We start from the raw sequence: 21,137 nt of genomic DNA, 5'->3' as shown, positions 1-21,137 counted from the left end.
CGACCGGCAGCCGTTGCTGTTTGAGTCGTGCCACCACTACATAACATTACATAACTCCATAAATCCCTTCTTTACCGCACTGCAGCGGCCTGTTCGCGGCGTTTGCGCTTCAGCTCGACGCGGAAGCGGCGAAGGACGGCCCCGAGGGTCAGCGTATCCCGCAATGCCTGCCGGACAATGTACCACGAGGCCCCTTTGCTGACACCGGCCTCACGCGGATGGTAGCGCGATTCGACCTGCACCACCTTACGCCCCGACACCAGGAGCTTGGCACAAATCTCACTTTCAATCAGCGAGCTTTCGATCTCCAGATTCAGCGCGTGCAGATCGGCGGTTTTGTAGATTTTTACCCAGTTAACGTCTTTCAGGTCAAAGCCAAGATATAACTTATTGACCATGCGGTTGGCATACGACAACGCATTCCGCGCCATGGTGTACGTCGTGTTTTCGAGCCGGAAGTACGATACAAAGGAGTTTGCCGGTATATCCAGATACGGAATCAGCTCGTCGGTGTTGAACTGCCCGTCGGCCGGCACAGCGGTCAGGTTTTCGTTCCGGGCGTTGGCATAACCCGTGCGCAGGGCATGACCGATGCCCCGGTTTGTTTTATGAAACACCGGCCGGACCACATCGAAACGCGCATCCAGCTGACGGATCACGGCATCAGAACCATCGGAGCTGCCGTCGTCGACAATGACGATTTCGTACTGTCCGGGCCGGTGCTGCTCAAACGTATTGACCAGCTTTGTAACGACCTTCTCGACCGTTCCTACTTCGTTATAACAAAAAACGACAACACTCCAGGTTTGATTCATGCTATTGGCTGACAGCGCGGCGGCTTTGTGTAAACCGGCCGCGCCGTTCGGTTAATACTTATTGATTACGTTGATCACATGCTGCACTTCCTCATCGGTCAGCTCAGCAAACATCGGCAAGGACAGGCAATGATCGGCCAGGTATTCCGAATGCGGGAAATCGCCCCGGTGATAACTCAGGTTATGGTACGCCTTCTGCAGGTGACAAGGCACGGGATAATGAAGCCCCGGAAAAACGTTGTTTTCGTTCAGGTACGTCATAAAATCGTCCCGGTTTTCGACCGTTACCACAAACAGGTGATAGACCGACTCCGCCCACTCCGGCTGCTTCTGCATCTTCACCGCCGGATTGGTAATGCCCTGCTGATACGCCTTTGCAATCTCCTGCCGGCGGCCGTTCCACGCGTCCAGATACCGCAGTTTGATGTCCAGAATAGCGCCCTGCAACCCGTCCATACGCATGTTGTACCCCACTTCATCGTGGTAGTACCGGACCTGGCAACCGTGGTTCCGCAGGCTCCGTACATGGTCGTAATAGGCTTTGTCGTTGGTAGTCATGCCACCGGCCTCGCCATACGCGCCCAGGTTTTTGCCCGGGTAGAAGCTGAAACAGGCCATTTCACCAAACCCACCGACACGGGTACCGTTATACCGGGCACCGTGCGCCTGGGCGGCATCTTCGATCATTTTCAGGCCGAACCTGTCCGCTATTGCTTTAACTGCCTGCACGTCGAAAGGTTGGCCGTAGAGGTGTACACCGGCAATAACTTTTGTCCGTTCGGTAATGCGGCACTCAATCTGAGCAGGGTCGATTTCCCACGTATCGGGGTCGCAATCGACAAAAACCGGCGTTGCGCCTACGTGAGAAGCTCCCCACGCCGTGGCAATAAACGTATTGGCGGGAATGATTACTTCATCGCCCGGACCAACGCCGAGCGCCAGCATGGCAAGCTGTAGCGCCGTGGTACCGTTGTTAACGCCCATGGCATACTGTGTGCCGCAATAGTCGGCAAAGTGTTGCTCAAAGGCATCGACATACGGACCACCCGAAAACGCATTCGACTCGAAAACCTCTTCGGTAACTTTCAGCACCTCGTCCTTAATTTGCGCATACTGCTTTTTCAGATCGAGGCAGGGGATTTTAGCTATGGTTGATAACATGTTTCGTTAGGCGTTTGCGCTTCCGGAGCCGTGGCCCGTCAGCATCGTTATACACCGGATCAGCTGCGTTCAGCAGGCTTCTGTTCCGGTTTTACTTAGTTACTTCTTTTAAAAACTTAGCGGGGTTACCGGCTACGATGGTATAAGGAGCCACATCTTTGGTAACCACTGAACCGGCCCCGACAATGGCACCTTCGCCGATGGTTACGCCACACAGAATGGTTACACTCGAGCCGATCGACGCCCCGGTCTTCACCCACGTTTCTTCCATGGTCCAGTCGGCATCGGTCTGGATAGATCCGTCGGGATTGGTGGCACGCGGGAACCGGTCGTTGATAAAGGTGACGTTGTGCCCCAGAAAGACATTGTCTTCAATATGAACGCCTTCGCAGATAAAGCTGTGGCTCGAAATCTTGCAGTTTTTGCCGATTGTCGCCCCTTTCTGGATTTCGACAAACGTACCTACCTTCGACCCGTCGTCGATTGAGCAGTGGTAGGCATTCACAAAGTCATATATTTTAACGCCTTCGCCAACCTGCACATTGTTCAGGGAGCGCTTGGGTGAGTTTTCGGTTACTATCTGCATGGGTTATAAAAAGATTTCCTTCCCGTTTTGTTTAATCGATGCCTCAGCTGCTTCCAGCACACGCACGACTTCAAGGCCTTTCCGGCCGTCGACCAACGGTTGCTTTCCATCGAGGATTGAGGCGACGAAATCGGCAGCCATTTCAGCAAGTGCTTCTTTCTGAGCCACTTTCGGGATAAAGATATCGCCGGTGCGGTAGTCAATCAGCATTTTGTGTTTTTCCTGCTCCGATTGGTTTACCTCGTAGCTGGTGCTGTACATTTTTACCTTTTCGGTCGGTTCAACATCATCGTATAATACCATCCGCTTATCGCCGCCAATCAGAATCCGGCGCACTTTCAGCGGCGAAATCCAGGAGCAGGTGAAGTGGGCAATAAAGTCCGATCCGTAGTGCAGCGTCAGGTAGGCGATGTTCTCGATTTTGTTCAGTGCGTGGGCCTTACCGGTTGCGCTCAGGCTGACCGGCCGCTCGGGATACAGGTGGAACAGAATCGAAATATCGTGCGGCGCAAGATCCCAGATAACGTTTACATCGGACTGGAAAAGGCCCAGGTTGATCCGCGTCGAGTCGAAATATTGTAATTTTCCGATTTCACCGGTATCACATAACGACTTGATTTTCTGCACCGAACCCGTGTAGAGAAAGGTATGATCGACCATGATCACCTTATTTTGCTGTGCGGCCAGCTCAATGAGTTCTTCGGCATGGGCGACACTAGCCGTAAACGGTTTTTCGACCAGCACGTGTTTACCGGCCAGCAGCGCCTGTTTCGCCAGCGGATAGTGCGAGAAAACGGGCGTTGCCAGGATGACGGCATCAATAGCCGGGTCATTGAGCAGATCGCTAAAATCGGCCGTCACACCAACCGATGGAAAATTACGCTGAGCAATTGCCTGACGCTCCGGACGTGGGTCGCAAACGGTTTTGACAGTGCAACGGGGGGTACTCATGAAGTTACGCAGCAGGTTGATGCCCCAATACCCGTAACCAACTAAACCGATTTGTAGCATTATAGATTTATTTCGTTAATACAGCTCTGAATGATCGTATCTGCGTGACAATCACCCAGATCAGGCACCCGACAATGGCAATTTCGAGAAGATACTCGGCCAGTGCCCATGGATTCGCTAAATCAGCAAAGCTTTTGAATAGTGGCATGTTCATCCCCCACCAGATGGGTGGCTGAACAACGACCGTAAAATTAAACAAAAGCAAGACAAGCAAATGGTATTTTTTATCGAACGATAAGGTGGCAAAAAGCATTGGCAAAATGAAGATGTAGGCATAATTCGCAAGGGAACTTTGCTGTACGATCATCATAAACGCATAGGTCACAACCCACAAGGCCACAAAGCCATCTGCAAAGCGGTTACGCTGCCGATAGTAAAATCCTAAGAAACCGGCAAAGCCCAGTATTAACACCAGACCGACCCAGTTCAGGATCTTAGCCCCCAGCGGCACCATCGGCCCGATGGCGGTCCGGAGAATGGTCCAGAGGTTCGGCGTTCTGGGGTCGTTCGCCTGCTGAATCGGCTCCAGAAACTCCATACCCACCAGCCAGTACATAATTGCCAGCGACGGTACGCCGACAAGTAACAATCCGAGGATATACCGGATATGGTTACGGACCAGAAAAAAGACCGGGATCAGTGTCAGAATCAGAATGGCCTTGGTAACCACCATCCCGATGCCGAGCACGATACCCACCCACAAATCGTCTTTGCGCTCGCGCCAGACCAGCAGACAGATGACCCCAAACAGCCACATCAGTAAATCTTCCTGACCGCTCAGCACCGACAACACAAACGGAATCGGTAAGAACAAATAAATCAAGGCTTTATGAAACGGGTTATCGCCGCGAAAATGCACCCCGCCCCCGTTCTGATACAGCCGGAAGGTGAGTTGCAGCGTAAGGCCTTCAATCAGAATCAGTAACAGAATGATGGCCTTCGGACTGTTCCAGAAAATGAGGGGTAAGGCCGTCAGGTAGGCAAATACCGGCGAATAAGCCGAGTCAAAATCTTTATATACCAGTTTCAGTTTGTAGGCATCGAGTGCCGAAACATAAAACATGTGGACATCCGAACGGGCGTCGTAGTCAAATACCAGGTAAACGGCAATGAACGGCAGGATGCGTAACGCGATAAAGGCCAGCCATATAACCATTGGCTGCTGCTGCGGAGCAACATTAATCCGGTCTCTGAAGGTCCAGAGAAACCAGATAAACAGCGACAATACGGCCGTAATCGCTGCTTTTTGATAAACTATTTGCGTGAAATCAGGCATTTTGCGCCAGTTAGTACCGCGCAAAATTATAGATAAAACCAATAATCCCTAGAACATACGCTAACCTTGTTTACCGGAAAAAGAGATCAGTTTTCGGGTTAAATTCGCTTAAAGTAAGCCGCTTAACCTGATAATGGTCCTATCTGTACGTTCGATAACTTTTTGTCTGTAACCAGGACGCAGGCGTTTTCCAAGGTCAGATTTTCAGTACACGGCCGACATCTTTCTGGTATAAGCGCCCGATCGGCAACTCAACCCCTGCAATATCAACGTGGGCAGGCGTGAAAGCCGATATTTTGTTTACCGCAATAATATACGACCGGTGAATGCGCAGAAAACCGGTCTCCGGCAGCATCTCCTCCACCGACGAAATCGTTTGTTTTACCAGCAGCGGTTTCTGGCTTATGGTCACAATTTTGATGTAATCCTTCAGACTTTCCACATACAGGATGTCATGCAGGTAAATTTTGACCATCTTCCGGTCGGCGCGGAAATACAGAAACGCGTCATTGGCGGGCGGGACTGCTTCGCGCTCAGCCGGTATGGGCGGGGCAACTGCTTCGGTTTTCATGACCTTGGCAATCGCCCGTAAAAAGCGGTCGAACGGAATGGGCTTCAGGAGGTAATCGACCACATCGAGCTCATAGCCGTCAAGGGCATAATCGCGGTACGCGGTTGTAAAGATCGTTTTAGGCGGGTTGCGCAGGCTACGGAGGAAATCCGTGCCCAGCAGCTTCGGCATGTTAATATCCAGAAACAGCAGATCGACCGGCCGCTCCTGCAACACGCTGAAGGCCTGTACCGCATTCTGACATGTCCCGACCATTTCCAGTCCATCCACCATATCAACATACGACGCCAGTATGGCTAATGCCGGCGGTTCGTCGTCTACCAACAAGCAACGTGTTCCCATATTAAGCAGCCTCCTGTTCTAAAATAACCAGCGGCGACGATGCCCGCAGCCGGTCCGTTAGTTCAAGCGTTAAAATGACCATAAACGTTTCTTCACTGGCTACAGTCCGCAGTTCATACCGGTCGGGATAAAGCAGACTCAGGCGTTTTCTTACGTTCTGAAGCCCGATGCCGCCCACCTCACCGGTCTGTTCCTGTTCTGTATCGCAGCTGTTAATCAGTTTAAATTTAAGGATATTACCCTGTACACTCAGATCGAGGTGCATCCATGCCTGTTCCAGTTGCTGACTCGTGCCATGTTTAAACGCATTTTCCAGAAACGGGATCAGTAAGAGCGGGGCAATATGCCGGCGCGGCCAGTCGCCCTTGATCGATACCGACATATCGAGCCGGTTACCATAGCGCAGTTGCTCCAGCGCTATGTAGTTTTTCAGAAAGGTAATCTCCTTGCTCAGCGGTACCTCGGCCGCATTGCACTCATACAGCATATACCGCAGCAACTCCGAAAGCTTCAGCACCACCGCCGGTGACTGTTCGGAGCGCTGAAGCGTCAAGGCATACAGGTTATTGAGCGTGTTGAACAGGAAATGCGGATGGACCTGCGACTTCAGCAACTGCAGCTCCGCCTGTAGCTTTTCGCGTTCGATTTCCTGATAGGCTTCCTGTTTTGTATACCAGATTTTGGCCAGCTTAATAGCCGTAGCAAAACCGGCAAACGTGGTAGCCCCCCGCAGCCCTGCCATCATGGAGTAAAAGAAAATGCCCTGTGTGCGGCCCGTTCCCATTACAAGCCGCAGCGGAGCGACAATCCACTGAACCGTGACGGTCGACAGCACCGAGGTAAGCACCATCAGGATCAGGATGCCAAAGACCAGATGCAGGTAGCGGTTGGGGTTCAGGTAACGCGGAAAAAGCACATAGATGATACCGTAGGCCAGAAACATATGGGATGGCAAAAACAGAAAGGCCTCAATGCCCGACACTACATAGCTTCGGATCAAAGCCCGTCCGACCGGAACGCCTTTTTCCAGCCAGATACTCATGGGCAGAAACCCATACAGCACCGTACAGTATAACCACGCCATGCTCCAGAATAAGCCATGTCGTTGCAGCCGGTAACGCGGCTGGCCGGAGAAGACAAAATTGTGGTTGAAAAGTTGCATACCGGAGTGCTTTTGTGCCTTAAAGGTAGCCAAACAGCAACAGTTTAACCACTCTATCAGCGGTTTGTAGACAAACGGCGGGCATTCGTCGCCGAACAGCGGCAGCAGACGATCAGCGGCATTCAGCGACGGTTTCCGGCTGTCGGTCGGCAGGCACAGCCCAACGGGCGAAATCCGTGGTTTCGTATTACAGACGTGCTGATTTTTGACCCGACAAACAACAAATACTCCTCCTTAAACAGGAAACAACATGACAACACAAAACCGCTTCCGTCTGCTTTTATCCGCTTTTTTCTGCCTGACACTGGTTTCGGTATCCATCGCCCGGCCGGCCAGACCACGGATTTATCCGGCATCCGGTTTCTGGGTAGTGGAAACCTCACCGGCCAACCGGCAAAGCCTGGTCCGGTTTTACAACGACAACTTACAGGTTGTTTATCAGGAAACGTTGCCCCGCCGTCTGAATATCCGCCGCGAACAAACGCAGGAACGCCTGAACGCCGTACTGGAGAAAGTAATGGAACAAGCCAAAGCCGGTCAGTTCAATGAGCCGAAGCTGGTGGCGCTGGAACTAAAGAAGTAAGCATAGATGGCCGGTGCGTTGTGTGCGGCACCGGCCCCTTTGATCAGGCAATATAAATCGTTTTGGTAACGCAGAAATCTTTAATGCCGGCTTCGGATAGCTCACGGCCATAACCCGATTTTTTCACGCCGCCGATTGGCAACCGCGAATCAGATTTTGCCACGGCGTTGACAAACACGCTGCCTACCTGCAACCGGCGGCTCAGTTGTTCGGCCTTTGACAGATCGGCTGTCCAGATAGCCGCGCTCAGCCCGTACCGCGAATCGTTAGCCAGCCGGACAGCCTCTTCAACGTCGGCGACCTCCGTAATGGCCGCCAGCGGCCCGAACGTTTCTTCGCGGAATACGGTCGATTCGGGGCTGACAGCATCCAGCAATGTCGGCTGGAAGTTGCACTGATCGCGTTTGCCGCCAACCAGTAACGTGGCCCCTTCGGCCAGCGCAGCCTGTAGTTGTTTTTCCAGCGTTTCGGCCAGATCCAGCCGCGCAACGGGGCCAACGGCCGTTTCGGGAGCCGTCGGGTCACCCTGAACCAGTTCTCCGATGCGCGCTTTTATCAGCGCGGTGAAAGCCTCCTTTACCGGCTTTTCGACCAAAAAGCGTTTCGCGGCAATACAGACCTGCCCGGCATTGCTCATCCGCGACTGCACAGCCGCGTCGGCCGCTTTTTCCAGATCGGCATCCTGCAACACAATCAGCGGATCGCTGCCACCCAGCTCCATCACCGATTTTTTGATATTTTTTCCCGCCAGAGCAGCCACCGCCGAACCGGCGCGTTCGCTGCCTGTGAGGGTCACCATACCCACACGGTCATCGGTCAGCAGTTGTTCAACGGCGTTTGTATCGGCAATGACGGACTGAAAAATACCTTCGGGAAAACCGGCAGCGCGGTAAGCCTCCTCAATCGCCACGGCGCTGCCAAAGACATTCGGGGCGTGTTTCAGGATCGTGACGTTGCCTGCCATTAGCGCCGGTACCGAATACCGGAATACCTGCCAGTACGGAAAATTCCAGGGCATAATAGCCAGTACAATGCCTACCGGCTCATATACCACCATGCTTTTGCGGGCCTCCGTTGCAATCAGATCGGTAGCCAGCAGTTGCTCCGCGTGTTCGGCATAGTGATCACACTGACCGGCACATTTTTCAATTTCCGCTACTGACTCACGGAGTATTTTTCCCATTTCGGCCGTCATGAGCGCTGCCAGCCGGTCTTTGTGGGTACGCAGGTAAACCGCAAGTTCACGAAAGCACCGGGCCCGCTCCGAAAAGGTCAGGGCCGCCCAGGTCGGCTGAGCCGCTGCGGCCAGATCGAGCCGGCGGGTCACCTGTTCCGGCGTTTCTTCTGTGTATTCGTGAAGGGTTTCGAGGGTATATGGATTAATAGTCTGAAACGTTTTCATACAGGAGTGTATCAGCCTTGTAGCTGACAAACTGGTAACGGCAGGCCGTGCGGGTTTGTTCGATACCTGTCAGGGTGTATCAATCCAGTTTTCCAAAACGATTCCCTGCAAGTTGCTGAAATCACGGGTGTTCCTGGTCACTAACGTCAGGCCATGTGCAATCGCTGTTGCACCGATCAACAAATCAAAGTCGCTGACCGGCCTGCCCATACGCTTAAGGATTGTCTTCTGTCGGGCGTATTCGTAGAAGCATGTACCTATCAATAATGTACGATCCGAAAAAGCTCTTCTTAGCCAATTGACATTGCTGAGATTTTCGTGACGTCGGGAAAGAGAACTGTTCTCTACTCCAAATAGTAACTCCACAACCGTTATTTCAGATAGATAACAATTGTGGAGCCCTACCGAGTTGACCTTATCTGCTAATTTCTGGTCACCTTTAAAAAGGTGAATGCAGATGTTGGTATCGAGTAAATAGATCATAGTTCAATGTCCCGTCCCTTGTCATTCCGGGCGCTATAAATCATGTCAACCAGTTCGTCACCGGTTTCTTCACCCTGCCAGCTGCCAACGAATTTCTCAAAAGCAGCCTTCTGATCAATTTCATCTATGGCAGAAAGCCCAACCTGCGTATGTAAACCCATGCGTTCGGCAAGCCCCTTTACCAGATCAAAATCCTGATCGTTTTGTGTTTCAATGGTGATAATACGTGTCATATGCCCTCCTTTCTTCTGATAACGCCCGAAATCAAACCAGCGTTCTAATTTACCATTATTCTGACGGGCAAACAATGGGATAGTCACCCGTCAGCATCCCTACTCCATATGCCATTTCCAGAAGATCTGGCCCCGCTGGCGGACGGCCGGCAGGTCCTGCGGCAACAGGTAGCCTCCCTTCACCAGGTCATTGGCGGCTTTAGTCAGTTTGTTCAGATAGTCGGCCTCATTTTTATAGCGTTCGGCAATGGATTTACGCGGATCACCGGCAACCTTCGCCGCTTTTGTTTTCGCAAACGGGAAGTAGGATCCGTAAAAGTCCGTCAGTTGCTCGGGCGACCCCGTGGCCGGGTTGCGTTGATTCCAGCCGGTATACGTCCCCAGCGGCACCATACCTTCCGGCATCCGGAGCCCATCGAGCTCGTTGCCGTCTGCATCTACCTGCGGCACCTTCACGCCGTAGGCTTTGCCAACCTTCGGCGGCTGGTTGGCAATAATCTTTCGGTCGCCATAGTCGGGGCCATAATCAACGCGGTAAGTATAACGGATCGTTTTCGGATGCACCACGTTCGGAATCGCCGGAAACCGGACGGCGTCAACCGCTACCAGCGACCCTTTATCAATTCGCGGGTAACGGCTGACCGGTGGCTCGGTTCCGTCGGTTATCCAGCGCTGCATGGCCATCAGCAACGCCCGCATCCCATACCGCAGGTCGTTAGGGGTTGCCTGATGCGTGACGGTATTGTTGGGGAGCAACGACGTTTTATTGGGTAATACCGGTGTCGGAAAGTGCTGGCTCCCGGCAAAGAAATAGATCCGGACATCAGCCGGCAAGGTAGCATCCGCAGTACCGTCGCCCGTCGTGTGGAGCAGGGACGCCACCCGCCCGTAATACTCGTAAGAGGTGTATGTATGGAACAGTTTCGGCACAACGCCTTCCGCCGTCGCCCGTTTCAGAAGGCCGTCGGTCTGCCCCGTTTCTGCATCGGTCTGGTCAGCATCGGTAAACGGAAACACGTCGACCGGGAAAAACAAGGAATAAAACGGCGTACCATCGCGCGACGGCTCCGCAAACCGGTGATTAAACGTACCCATACCCGCCCCGCCAACGTGGTTATTCACCCCGTCGAACACTTTCCGGCCCTGTTCATCGGCATTGAAGCCCTCATAGATAAAGTGGCGCAGGTATCGCCCCGACTGCGAAATACCGAAGCCGATCGCCTTCGATACCGGTGCTACTGAGGTGGCTTCGTTTTTCAGATAAGAGACGAAATCGCGGACAGCCGCCAGTCCCAGACCCGCCACCGCCGGATTGGCTACCGGCCAGACAACTTCGTAAATTTTCCCCGGTTCAAAGCCATTTTTCAGATACACCGAGGTTGGATCCGGCTTAATCGCTCCGTTTTCCAGCTGCCCAAACCCCCACTCCGACCGTGGAATAGTGGTACGCTCGCCCAAAACCGTTGACCGGACAGTCAGCGTCGCGTCGGGACTGTTGGGATCAAGAACCGGCTGAGCCAGCTGTCCGCGGTGGCCCAGCGTGGTATGATATGCTTTGGCCGGCAAGACAATGTCGGTTCGGGCCAGGCCGGTAATGGTGCGGCCCGCTTCGGTGGCAACGGGTGCGATCAGCTTCAGGGCATAGTCGGCATCGGGCGTGTCATACTGCCAGCCGATCCAGACCACTGTAAATCCCTGATTCATCAGAAAACCGTCGCCGAACTGGTCTTCTGTTTCAGGATTCCGGGAACCGCCACCCATATTAAAAAAGGAAAGTGCTCCTTTACCGCCACGGTTCGAAATTTCGACCAGCGCCGTGCCGTTGCCTTTGGCAGCCACCTGCGGACGTAAGATGTAAAAATTGGCAGAGTATTCGACCTCGCCGACCGCGTTGCGGGGAGCCCTGGCCAGATCGGCGATGATTTTGTTATGCGGATTATCGGGAGATACCGTAAACCAGACCTTGCCGGCCAATCGCTCATAGGCACCGGCCGCCCCAAAGGCTTTGCCATTCAGCACCAGAGACCGGTTCTGAATATCGACTCTGGACACGCGCGCCCAGGCCGTTAATGTAAGAAAGAAGCAGGTTAAAAGCGTAACGATCCGGAAAATCATAAGGTCAGTTTTTTTTCCGCAACTTACTTAATCTGCACGAAATCTGCTCTAAACGCCGTTAGTACCGTTTTTTTATATACAAAAATCATTTTCCCACTCACTAAGATTATCGCTGCACACGTACAAAAACGATAGCGCTTCCATTAATTTTATGAATTAGCCGTACACTGATTACTAGTTTCGATGGTAAATAATGACCTCTTTCAAGCCCAAACCGAAGCCTTGACAGATCCTTTTCAGCAGGCGATTTACGGGACGGCGACCGGGATTACACTTTATCAAACCCTTTGGCAGGAAAATGGAGACGTTGACGATTTTCATATTGTACTCTGCAATCCGGCAGCTGCGCAAACCATCAACTTAACCCCCGAAGATATCGTCGGGCAACGCTTGCTGTCTATGCCGCTGGTCGACCGTAACGGCCCCCTGTTTACCTTCCTCACCGAGCTGGCCAGTAACCGCAAACCATCTGCCCATTTTGAGTTTTTTGATCCAACCCGGAAAAACCATTACGATGTCCGGCTCACGAAACAGGGCCCTTATATTGTTCAGACCACGACCGACGTAACGGCAACCAAAGCGATTTTACATGAGCTGGAAACACAGAAAGCAATGCTTAACAGCGTGTTTCATTCTGCCCGCAACGGGTTGGTTATCTACGAAGCCGTCAGAAACGAAGAACACCGGATCATTGATTTCAAACCCGTTTTCTGGAACAGAGCCGCCGTTAATCAAACCGAAGCAGAGTCGTTAACAGACCGGGTCTATACCCTGCTTGAAATCAACCCGGCCCTTCAGCTCACCCCCATTTTTGACAGACTCATCAACGTGGTTGAGAACGATACTACCTTCGATCTGGAATACGAATTTCACAATCACTTTTTCGATATTTCGGTATCTAAACTCGGCGACGGCCTCCTGGCGTGGCTTCTGAATATCGACGATTTCAAACAGGTGCAGGATCAGCAGGCGTATCTGCTCAAGCAACTGATGAAATCAAACGAAAACCTGCAGCAGTTTGCCTACACGGCCTCGCACGATTTACAGGAGCCACTCCGCAAAATACAGTCGTTCGGGGATTTACTGGTTTCGCAATATGGTGACCAGCTCAACAACCAGGCACAGGACCTGCTCCGGCGGATGCAGGGAGCGGCGGGCCGGATGCAGGTCTTTATCCGCGACCTCCTGGCGTACTCCCGCCTGACAACGAAACGGGAAACGGCTAAACCCATCGACCTCTCCGGTTTACTAAAAGATGTCCTGAGCGACTTTGAGTCCATTATTTCCGAAAAACAGGCGGATATCCACGTTGATCGGTTACCCGTCATTCAAGGGGAGCCTTTACAGTGGCAGCAACTTTTTCATAACCTGCTCTCGAATGCCCTGAAATTTACCCGCGAAACCCGGGAAGGCCAGCCGGTTCCTCCGCATATTACGATCACCTGCCGCCTGCTCACCAGCGATCAGCTCACGCAGATGCCGGAATTGCAACGCGATCAGGTTTATTACGCCATCACTATTGAAGATAACGGGATTGGTTTCGACGAAAAATACGGCGACCGCATTTTTGAGCTTTTTCAGCGGCTGCACGGCAAAAGCCAGTATGCCGGCACGGGTATTGGCCTGGCTATCGTGAAGAAAGTAGCGGATAACCATAATGCGGTGATCACTGCCAGCGGAAAACCCGGCGAGGGCGCAACCTTTACGTTATATCTGCCGCAGACACCGGTAAAGTAAGCGGTTATATTTTTATAACGCATTGCTATAAAGCCATAACAGGTGGTTATCAGGACGTACGCTTTTTCCTGCCAACTTTGTATCAACCAAACGGCAGAAAGCGCTCCTTCGGAAATTGCGCTCACGGATGGGGCGCGGAAGCCGAAAAGCGTATCGAGCAGGCAAATAACTCAACCATTTTATTGTTATGAAAACGCTGAATCCGGATCAACTCGAAGTACAGGAAATGAACAATCAGGAAATGATCGAAACACAAGGCGGTAGCTTCCTGAACCTGGCCAATGTGACTGAAATTTTTGACTTCGCTGCCATCGGCACAAGCCTGTCAATCGGCGGAGACGATTAATAGTGCCGGTCTGTCGGGCAACCGACGGATCGACAAATAGACGCATCGGTGCGGATAGCCAGCAGAAGGCTCATTCGATACCGGTGCGTTTTTTTATGTGGTTACCGATTCGCGGTGCGGAATCGGCAGATAAACCTTATCAATCAGTTCCTGGTACTCGGCGTATACGTCACTTTGGGCGGTAATCCCCCCTCCGCTTTTAAACACCAGCCCGTTTTCCTGCTGCTCAATAAACCGGATCAGTACGCCGCTGTCCAGGTTCCGGCCATCGAAATAACCAGCCACACCGGTGTAATAACCACGATCATACCACTCAGCCGTCCGGATAATTTCCAGTGTTTTCGGTTTAGGCGCGCCACTGATTGAACCGGCAGGCAATAGTTTCAGAAACAGATCTCCGAGCCGATCGGGCCAGTTTCCGGGCAACAGACCGGCAATTTCTGAACTGACCTGCAACAGGCTGCCGCGCTGCGTCTTTACTTCTTCCAGATACCGGTAGCGCTCTACCCAGACCTTGTCAGCGATCTGACTGATGTCATTCCGGATCAGATCGACGATGGTAGCATGTTCGGCGGCTTCTTTCGGATCGGCCAGAATGCGGGTGGCCGCATCCGGCAATGATGCGTCAATAGTGCCTTTCATTGGAAACGACGCAATCCGGTTGCCCTGTATCTGCACAAAAATTTCGGGCGAAAAGCAAACGAACTCATTCCGGAAACGAAGCTTATAGCGGGCAGTACTCAACCGGAACAATGCATCGAGCGAGGCATTTGTGGCAATCGCCGTCGGTGCAGAAAGATTGACCAGAAACGAATTACCGGCCCGAATCTGGCAGATTACATACTTAAAGGCTTCGGAATACTGCTCAAACCGGACCGGCGAGCGGCGGAAGCTAATCTCAACGTCGTTTTCAGGTACGATATCACTGGCATTGCCCCGCCCGTTGAACATAAATAAAATCTCATTTTCATGTATGCGTTCAGCAGGGATAACCAGCGGTTTTTCCAAGGCAAAATCAAACATAAAAAAGAAGGGTTCCCGTCGGCTCCCATACTCGTTCATCTGCGCTATGGCCTGATCAAGCAATGTCATAAACTGAGTTTCTTCGCGTATTCCTATAAGTTGCCGGGTCAGCTGTTAGTTCCCCTGCTTCTCTATCCGTTTAGGTTACTACTTGATTTATTATATCACAAAAAGGTGACCGTTATGCACTTATGACGTCTCTATATAGACAAAGTCAATTTAATTTTTTCCAATTATTAACTTTCTCACTGAGACTTTATTCTATTTTCTGGAAAAAATGTTGACAATTTCATTAATGCAAGTAATTGATTTTAAGAAACTTAATAAAACCTCAGTACTATAGCACAGATTTTGGTCAGTGTTATCTATCAGCTCAACGATTTAAAACAAGTTAGCGGCTGTCAGGTATGTGTTGTGTGTTTTATCTAACCCATAAAAATTAAAATGACATTGTTTAAAACAAAAGTACCCGAAAGGTATTTTTGTCTTCTGGTATATTGGTTTTTTCCAATTACGTTACTGGCTCAGACGGAGCCGGCAGGAGGCCAGACCAACAATGACTCCTTATTTTTGTTACCTGCCGAGCAGTTTGAGATTTTATATTCGTCTCAAAACATCCGGTGTAAAAATGACTCCACAGGGGCCATTTCGTTATACATTCTGGGGGGCTATGAACCGTATCAATACAACTGGAGCGATGGGATTACCACACAGAACCGCACCACACTGGCCGCAGGCACCTACAGTGTTACGGTTACCGATGCGGTAAATACCAGCCAGACGTTAAGTGTCAGCATCGATCCGGGCATCAGCCCAGAGCCTACCTTCCGGACCATCGCTGCTACGTGTGCCGGTGGAGCTGCCAATCAGGACGGCCAGCTGGTGCTGGCCAGTTTCAGTGCCACCGACCGGTATGATTTCTCGCAGGGGGCGACCTATACCGGCAGTGCCGATGCGCCCGGCACGCTGCCCGTTATTCCTGCCGACGGAATCATTAACCGCAACCAGCCGAATCCGGCGGCTACGCAGGCCTATACCGTCCGTGTGTTCAATGAGCGGGGGTGTTTTACTGACGTAACAGCGGCTTTACCCGCAACCAGTTGCCAATGCCAGACTTCGGTCTGCGTACCGATTACTATTCGCCGGCTGCGCTAAGCGGGGCATTCAGGGCAATCTGCCTGCCCGACCCATCCATAGTCACATTGACCAGCACATAATCAGGTGCTCCCCACAGCATTTTCCAGCGGAAAGCGATCTGGCTGATCGTTTGCTCACGGCCATTGGAAAACCACCAGTATGTATAGAGCGCACTCCCCCCTGGTTGCTGCGTGCCGGGATCGGATTTTTGTAAGACAGCCCGGTAGCACGGCCGCCCCCGCCAATGGCTTTCCTCAATAAGCTGCAACACATAGCCGCTCCCCCGCCAGCAAACCGCCGGACTATGCTCGGCACTCCACCAGTTCGATACGGGTTTGAGATACACTAAATAACCCGGCTTCTCCAGTTTCATGAACTGATTCGGTAAGGTGGCGCCGGTAAAACCCTGGCTCCGCCACTCCCCCGCTACTGCTTCCAGTTGTTTCCTGTCTACCGTTTCCGGTAGTCCGGTAATCCATTTTATCCCTATGCCCAGTATCAACAGGGCAATTGCCCATCCGGGTTGCGTTGTCTGACCCGGGTGCGCTTCCCGGCCAAAACGGCGGACCGCGCGGGAAATCAGCCACCACGCGGGCAGCCATGTATACCCAACAATACAGACCAGCCCCACCAGATCGTGTAGCCATGTGTCGGGCCCGATACCCAATAAAACCAGCACCAGAATGCGCAGCAGGTTGCTTACCAGCGTTAATCCGAAGATGGTAGCGGCCAGCAAGCCAATCCGGACGCGGTTCAACCGGCGGCGGAGGCGGGTTTCGTACTGCATGAGCCAGTATGCGCCTGCCAGTACCGACACGCCCGTCATGTGCAGTCCCGCACAGGCAGGATCAACCGACATGGCGACAGGATGCCCTGACCCCGATCCGCGGATCAGGACGTTTCCCGTAACCTGGACATCAAACCCGGCTAATTGCAGCAATCCACCGGCCCAATGACTCAGCTGTAACCGGATGTCGAAGCCAAAAACCGTCAGCACATACAGCAAGGCAGGCGACAGGAGCAGAAGCGTTAGCAACCTCGGCCACCAGTGCGTCCGTAACCCCAAAACGAACAGCACCAGGGCGAGGATGGTTGTCAGATCAAACGTTATCATGGTATGGTCAGGCGACGGACAAGAAATACACACAACAGGCAGGCAATCAGCAAGGCCCATTCGTGGGGTTCAGGTACGGCCCCTTCGTTTTTCAGAGTAGCGTTGTCGAGTCCCGTTTGATCCCGTTTGATGCCAAACCGGTTGTAGTCCTGCTCTGTTTCCAGCACAATCAGACTAGACACCGGCGAGAGGATATTGGCCTGCTCTGCCTCAGCCATTCGGGCAGGTCTTCGGTCTGCCGCATGACCAATGCCGTTTTCGCCCCCTCAAGCCGCTCTGTCTGTCTGCCCCACATGGCTAAAAAGCCCCAAACAATCAGAACGGGCAGCACCAGCCCGATCCGGACTGCCGGCCGCAGGTGCTCCTGAGCTTCATAGTCAATCCATAACCGCTTCCCGATGACCCAGGCAATCAGCAGCGGCACAAACGTGTGAAACGTGACCCCGAATACCAGTATCCCAGGTAAGCTGACCAGATACAGTTCTGTCAGGTAAAAGGCGGCGTAGACAAAAAGCCACCAGCATCCGGCCAGTACCAGATACAACACCTGCTGCATCCGGACGGGCATCTGCTCCTGCCACGTATGAGCGACCATGGCTCCCCCTGAGACAACCAGCATCACCTGTAACCAGAGCGTTGAGGCCTGAAAAACAACCATTAGCCGGTTCAATGCAAAGGCGCTGATCAGCCAGAGCAGCAGGCCCAGCCAGCGCACAGGCCGGCTCTCTGCCGGAAGCTCCCGCAGACGCACATGCCCTTGCCAAAGCAAATGAACGCTGAAAACAACCGTCATTCCATACTGCACCATAAAGGCAATTTCCCTGAAATTGTGCGCCAGGCTGTCTTCCTGCCAGTTCATGACGACCGTAATCAGCAACGACGTGATCAGCAGCGCAACCCCGCCCCGGAACGATGCCTGGTCAAAGGGGCGCAGCCAGGCTGTGCGTTTCCCGAAAATCTCCGGTTGCGGCGCATCCGGAATGGTTTGTACAGGGGCCTGCGAGTGAATGCACGGTTTATCAATCAGCTCAACATTTGATTTCACAAAGTACTTTGTATTTCAAAGTTAAATGAGAAAAAATTTAGCCACGCAGACACAGAAAGCCGGGGTGGCAGGAAGTACGTAATTGAAAAAGCGACGAATTAAGCTGACACGACCTTTTGGGGCCTGCCATGCGGGGGCGTTTTATGGCCAGCCTTATCCCAGCCCTTTGATAAAGGACTCAAGGCTGTTCAGGTGATCAGCAAATGCCTGGCGGCCCGCTTCCGTGGCAGTGTAGGTGGTGTTGGGTTTCCGGCCAACAAACTGCTTGGAAATCAGAAGATAGCCTGCCTCCTCGAGCGCCCGCAAATGCGTGGCAAGGTTGCCGTCTGTCAGTTGCAGCAGTTCTTTGAGCGCGTTGAAACTCAGCGACTCATTCACCAGCAATACCGACATGATACTCAACCGTGCTTTGCTTTCAAAGGCTTTGTTAAACTGTGCAAGCAAATCTTTCATCTGTCAAAAGTACAAAAAACCGGCATTCTGAATCAAATTACTCCGGTTTCGTTTTCTGGTTTAGCATCGTATTTAAAGTACATAACCATCCCGTAAACAATATGCAGAACGCCGAATCCGAAGGCCCAGGTCAGCAGGCTATACCCTGTTAGAAACAAACTCAGCAAGCCCAGTACAATTTCGCAGATCCCGAGATAATGCAAATCCCGGACGGTATACCGGCTGGCACTCAGCAGGGCAAGACCATAGAACACCAGGGTAGCCGGAAAGACCAGCCAGATCAGGTCGTGGTGAATCAGCCCGAGACAAAACACGCCCCCTGCCAGTAAGGGTGTAAACAAAGCCTGCAACAGGCGTTTAGATGTTGTATTCCAGATACTCATTCCCTGTTTGCGTGCTTTCCGGATCGTAAACAGGGAGCCGCCGATCAGGGCTACCAGCAAAACAATGAACCCGTCCAGCATCAGGAAACGGACAATATCCTGTTTGGCATCGGAAAACAGGATCTGTGTTCCGTCGTAGGAAGTATACGCCGTATAATGCAAATCCAGCCGCCAGTATACGGCAGCAGCACCCATCAGGGCTACCACGCCGGCAAAAACGCCGGACAAACCACTCAACGACAAAAATTTCGATGAGCGCTCCATCAGGCTGCGGATTTCGGTTAAGGTCTGTAGATGTTCGCGGGTCTCGTACATGATTTAAGAAAAAAATAGCTGGAAACGGGTATACAGTTTCATTCCGATTAAGAGGCTCCCTACCACCACCGCAACCAAAACCACAAGCAGCACGGCGCCGGCCGACAAATCCTTGATGGCTTTTACCTGCGGGTGATAGCCGGGTGATACCAGATCACATAGTTTTTCGATGGCTGTATTGACACCTTCGGCGGCCCATACCAATCCGATTTGTGTCAGAATAATCGCCCATTCGATGCGGTTCAGTTGCAGCCAGAAGCTTACGGCCACCACGCCGGAGGCGGCCAGCAGATGCACCCGGGCATTGTTCTCGTAGCGAAACAGGGCCAGGATACCGGCTCCGGCAAACCGGAAACTGCGAACCACTTTCAACAGATTAATCATACGGCAGGTCAGGCGGTTACGTCAGGCCTGCTTAACCTTTTTGCGGGTTTCGTCTTCACTGAAGAGATAAAACGCAATGTACAGACCGGCCAGCACCAGCCCGTAAATGATCGTCAGCTTCAGACTCAGGGTGTTGTGCAGGGCTTCATAAACCGCCCTGGCCAGCATAGCCGGCGTAGTCAGCAAATCCCAGCTGTTTAGCCGGATCCAGCGGCCCAGATAAATACCGAAGCCCGACAATACCTGACACCCCAGCATACAGAGCCAGGTCAGTAACGTGCCGGCACGCTGAACAACCAGCCGGTGTACCAGCAGGGTTGAGTATAATCCTGTCAGCAGCCCCGTTACGGCAAACAGAAAGATTGTCATGGTATCAAACCAGAGTAACGGCGACTGAATATGCTGAATATGAAACAGATCCGTAATGATGTATGGCGCATTTGGCAGAAAAACCAGCCAAAGCAGCAGAAACGGCCCGGCCATCCACGAACGCAGGGCACGGGAAGCCAGCAGATCCCGCAATACCAGTATAACACCCAGCGGAAACCAGGCCAGGGCTCCATTCCAGCACAACATGTAAAAAAACCACCAGTTATGTGTCAGTACGCCCCGCATGGTCACCAGCCCTAATCCGATGATGGTCATAATCAGGAGCGCGCGCAAACCCCTGCCCGATACGGGTGTGATCACAATCGGTCTCAGTATGCGCGGGGGAAGTAGTGTGAGTATCTGCATAAGCACAAAAGTACTTTGATTCACAAAGTAAGCTGGATTTTTATGGCTAAGTCAAGAAAAACCGCAAAAAAATAGTTAGCGGGGTAAACGTTTACTCCGAAATCCGGATGCGCATGTCGTGCGGAGCAACCTCCTGACCGCCGAAATAAACACCGGTACGCATAACAATTGACTTGTCGTGATCGTAGGTAATTTCTTCCAGATCCATCACGTTGTAGACTTTCCGGTTGTAATCAACTTTGATGCTTACATCAACCGGTTCGTTAATCTTTACCGCTTTCAGCATCTTCGTTTGCAGGACACCGGCCTTGTATACATACGACCCGAGCTCGATCCGTTGCGTGGCCGGATTCCAGCGCCAGCCGATCCGTACGCCATCAACGCGATGCGGCGGCTTGTAAATGCTCTGATTTTTCGACCCGACAAAACCAAAGCCAATGAGCTTGTTCCAATCCTGCTGATTGCCGCCGTCGAGGGTATAAATACAGGAACTGTCGAAGGTAACCGTAGCAAATAATAAGCGTGGCTTAATCAGCGTCCCTTCTTTCCGGCGGGGAAATGGCTCATGGGCCCCCTTTTTCAGCACCACCCAATCGGGATCCCGTAAAATAAAGTCAGGGATACAGGCAGCCATCAGGCCCGTCAACACCAATATCCATAGCCAACGTTTTGTCTTCATCTATGCTGAATTTATAAGTTGCCGTGCTGCTTATGAGGCAACATTT

General features: G+C 52.3%; 22 protein-coding genes and 3 pseudogenes. 4 read left to right on the top strand and 21 right to left on the bottom strand.

Going from position 1 to position 21,137, the window contains the following annotated elements; translation table 11 throughout:
- Window positions 1-71: 71 nt before the first annotated feature.
- The 8 genes and pseudogenes from BLX24_RS13635 to BLX24_RS13605 form a co-directional block, all read right to left on the bottom strand.
- Window positions 72-815, bottom strand: a complete 744-nt coding sequence (locus BLX24_RS13635) for a glycosyltransferase family 2 protein (RefSeq protein ID WP_071503709.1) — start codon at window positions 813-815, stop codon at window positions 72-74.
- 51 nt (window positions 816-866) lie between these two features.
- Complete coding sequence (locus BLX24_RS13630) at window positions 867-1,976, bottom strand: DegT/DnrJ/EryC1/StrS family aminotransferase (RefSeq protein WP_071503708.1); 1,110 nt, start codon at window positions 1,974-1,976, stop codon at window positions 867-869.
- Between the two features lie 109 nt (window positions 1,977-2,085).
- Window positions 2,086-2,247: pseudogene (locus BLX24_RS34065) on the bottom strand (N-acetyltransferase); the annotation flags it as partial.
- 78 nt (window positions 2,248-2,325) lie between these two features.
- Window positions 2,326-2,562, bottom strand: a pseudogene (locus BLX24_RS34060) (LbetaH domain-containing protein); the annotation flags it as partial.
- A 3-nt stretch (window positions 2,563-2,565) separates the two neighbouring features.
- Window positions 2,566-3,573: a Gfo/Idh/MocA family protein gene (locus BLX24_RS13620; protein ID WP_071503706.1), complete on the bottom strand. Its 1,008-nt coding sequence runs from the start codon at window positions 3,571-3,573 to the stop codon at window positions 2,566-2,568.
- A 7-nt stretch (window positions 3,574-3,580) separates the two neighbouring features.
- Window positions 3,581-4,849: a hypothetical protein gene (locus BLX24_RS13615; RefSeq protein WP_071503705.1), complete on the bottom strand. Its 1,269-nt coding sequence runs from the start codon at window positions 4,847-4,849 to the stop codon at window positions 3,581-3,583.
- Window positions 4,850-5,045: 196 nt separating this feature from the next.
- Window positions 5,046-5,762 carry a LytR/AlgR family response regulator transcription factor gene (locus BLX24_RS13610; protein ID WP_071503704.1) on the bottom strand — a complete coding sequence of 239 codons (717 nt, stop codon included), beginning with the start codon at window positions 5,760-5,762 and terminating at the stop codon, window positions 5,046-5,048.
- 1 nt (window position 5,763) lies between these two features.
- Window positions 5,764-6,924: a sensor histidine kinase gene (locus BLX24_RS13605; RefSeq protein ID WP_071503703.1), complete on the bottom strand. Its 1,161-nt coding sequence runs from the start codon at window positions 6,922-6,924 to the stop codon at window positions 5,764-5,766.
- A 250-nt stretch (window positions 6,925-7,174) separates the two neighbouring features.
- Here BLX24_RS13605 and BLX24_RS13600 point away from each other — a divergent pair, with 250 nt between their 5' ends.
- Window positions 7,175-7,507, top strand: coding sequence for a hypothetical protein (locus BLX24_RS13600; protein ID WP_071503702.1), 333 nt, complete (start codon window positions 7,175-7,177; stop codon window positions 7,505-7,507).
- A 43-nt stretch (window positions 7,508-7,550) separates the two neighbouring features.
- On the opposite strand, the gene BLX24_RS13595 is transcribed toward BLX24_RS13600, so the two are convergent.
- From BLX24_RS13595 to BLX24_RS13580, 4 genes are all read right to left on the bottom strand, one after another.
- Complete coding sequence (locus tag BLX24_RS13595; RefSeq protein WP_071503701.1) at window positions 7,551-8,909, bottom strand: NAD-dependent succinate-semialdehyde dehydrogenase; 1,359 nt, start codon at window positions 8,907-8,909, stop codon at window positions 7,551-7,553.
- A gap of 69 nt (window positions 8,910-8,978) precedes the next feature.
- Complete coding sequence (locus tag BLX24_RS13590) at window positions 8,979-9,392, bottom strand: type II toxin-antitoxin system VapC family toxin (RefSeq protein ID WP_071503700.1); 414 nt, start codon at window positions 9,390-9,392, stop codon at window positions 8,979-8,981.
- Window positions 9,389-9,712 carry a hypothetical protein gene (locus BLX24_RS13585; RefSeq protein ID WP_143092666.1) on the bottom strand — a complete coding sequence of 108 codons (324 nt, stop codon included), beginning with the start codon at window positions 9,710-9,712 and terminating at the stop codon, window positions 9,389-9,391. Before BLX24_RS13585 ends, BLX24_RS13590 begins: the two co-directional genes overlap by 4 nt.
- Before the next feature lie 12 nt (window positions 9,713-9,724).
- On the bottom strand, window positions 9,725-11,740 hold the full coding sequence (locus tag BLX24_RS13580; protein WP_083421966.1) for an alpha/beta hydrolase domain-containing protein: 2,016 nt from the start codon (window positions 11,738-11,740) through the stop codon (window positions 9,725-9,727).
- A gap of 222 nt (window positions 11,741-11,962) precedes the next feature.
- Here BLX24_RS13580 and BLX24_RS13575 point away from each other — a divergent pair, with 222 nt between their 5' ends.
- Both BLX24_RS13575 and BLX24_RS32685 read left to right on the top strand, forming a co-directional pair.
- Entirely contained in the window at window positions 11,963-13,477 is a 1,515-nt protein-coding gene (locus BLX24_RS13575) for a PAS domain-containing sensor histidine kinase (RefSeq protein WP_177225835.1), read from the top strand.
- Window positions 13,478-13,664: 187 nt separating this feature from the next.
- Window positions 13,665-13,823 carry a hypothetical protein gene (locus BLX24_RS32685; protein ID WP_177225834.1) on the top strand — a complete coding sequence of 53 codons (159 nt, stop codon included), beginning with the start codon at window positions 13,665-13,667 and terminating at the stop codon, window positions 13,821-13,823.
- A 93-nt stretch (window positions 13,824-13,916) separates the two neighbouring features.
- Here BLX24_RS32685 and BLX24_RS13570 read toward each other — a convergent pair whose 3' ends face one another.
- Window positions 13,917-14,915: an aminodeoxychorismate synthase component I gene (locus BLX24_RS13570; protein WP_083421965.1), complete on the bottom strand. Its 999-nt coding sequence runs from the start codon at window positions 14,913-14,915 to the stop codon at window positions 13,917-13,919.
- A 501-nt stretch (window positions 14,916-15,416) separates the two neighbouring features.
- On the opposite strand from BLX24_RS13570, the gene BLX24_RS13565 reads away from it, so the two are divergent.
- A complete protein-coding gene (locus BLX24_RS13565) occupies window positions 15,417-16,001 on the top strand; it encodes a SprB repeat-containing protein (RefSeq protein ID WP_177225833.1) in 585 nt (194 codons plus the stop codon).
- Here the strand turns inward: BLX24_RS13565 and xrtN are convergent.
- The 8 genes and pseudogenes from xrtN to BLX24_RS13525 form a co-directional block, all read right to left on the bottom strand.
- Window positions 15,982-17,097: an exosortase N gene (gene xrtN / locus BLX24_RS13560; RefSeq protein ID WP_071503696.1), complete on the bottom strand. Its 1,116-nt coding sequence runs from the start codon at window positions 17,095-17,097 to the stop codon at window positions 15,982-15,984. The two genes, BLX24_RS13565 and xrtN, sit on opposite strands and share 20 nt — an antisense overlap.
- Window positions 17,094-17,315: pseudogene (locus BLX24_RS32130) on the bottom strand (hypothetical protein); the annotation flags it as partial. The pseudogene BLX24_RS32130 and the gene xrtN, both read right to left, overlap by 4 nt.
- Window positions 17,267-18,142, bottom strand: a complete 876-nt coding sequence (locus tag BLX24_RS13550) for a hypothetical protein (RefSeq protein ID WP_071503694.1) — start codon at window positions 18,140-18,142, stop codon at window positions 17,267-17,269. The pseudogene BLX24_RS32130 and the gene BLX24_RS13550, both read right to left, overlap by 49 nt.
- Window positions 18,143-18,295: 153 nt before the next feature.
- Window positions 18,296-18,595, bottom strand: coding sequence for a winged helix-turn-helix domain-containing protein (locus tag BLX24_RS13545; protein ID WP_071503693.1), 300 nt, complete (start codon window positions 18,593-18,595; stop codon window positions 18,296-18,298).
- 32 nt (window positions 18,596-18,627) lie between these two features.
- The gene (locus BLX24_RS13540; protein WP_071503692.1) at window positions 18,628-19,293 is read right to left on the bottom strand and encodes a hypothetical protein; all 666 of its coding nucleotides are present in this window, start codon (window positions 19,291-19,293) and stop codon (window positions 18,628-18,630) included.
- Window positions 19,294-19,296: 3 nt separating this feature from the next.
- Window positions 19,297-19,677, bottom strand: coding sequence for a diacylglycerol kinase family protein (locus BLX24_RS13535; RefSeq protein ID WP_071503691.1), 381 nt, complete (start codon window positions 19,675-19,677; stop codon window positions 19,297-19,299).
- Between the two features lie 21 nt (window positions 19,678-19,698).
- Window positions 19,699-20,322 carry a DUF1361 domain-containing protein gene (locus tag BLX24_RS13530; protein ID WP_229201796.1) on the bottom strand — a complete coding sequence of 208 codons (624 nt, stop codon included), beginning with the start codon at window positions 20,320-20,322 and terminating at the stop codon, window positions 19,699-19,701.
- 181 nt (window positions 20,323-20,503) lie between these two features.
- Window positions 20,504-21,091, bottom strand: coding sequence for a hypothetical protein (locus tag BLX24_RS13525; protein WP_071503689.1), 588 nt, complete (start codon window positions 21,089-21,091; stop codon window positions 20,504-20,506).
- Between the last annotated feature and the right edge of the window lie 46 nt (window positions 21,092-21,137).

The organism is Arsenicibacter rosenii (assembly GCF_001870735.1).
Taxonomy (GTDB): domain Bacteria; phylum Bacteroidota; class Bacteroidia; order Cytophagales; family Spirosomataceae; genus Arsenicibacter; species Arsenicibacter rosenii.
The sequence above is the reverse complement of the archived record's forward strand: the minus strand, read 5'-3'. Positions and strand labels throughout refer to the sequence as shown.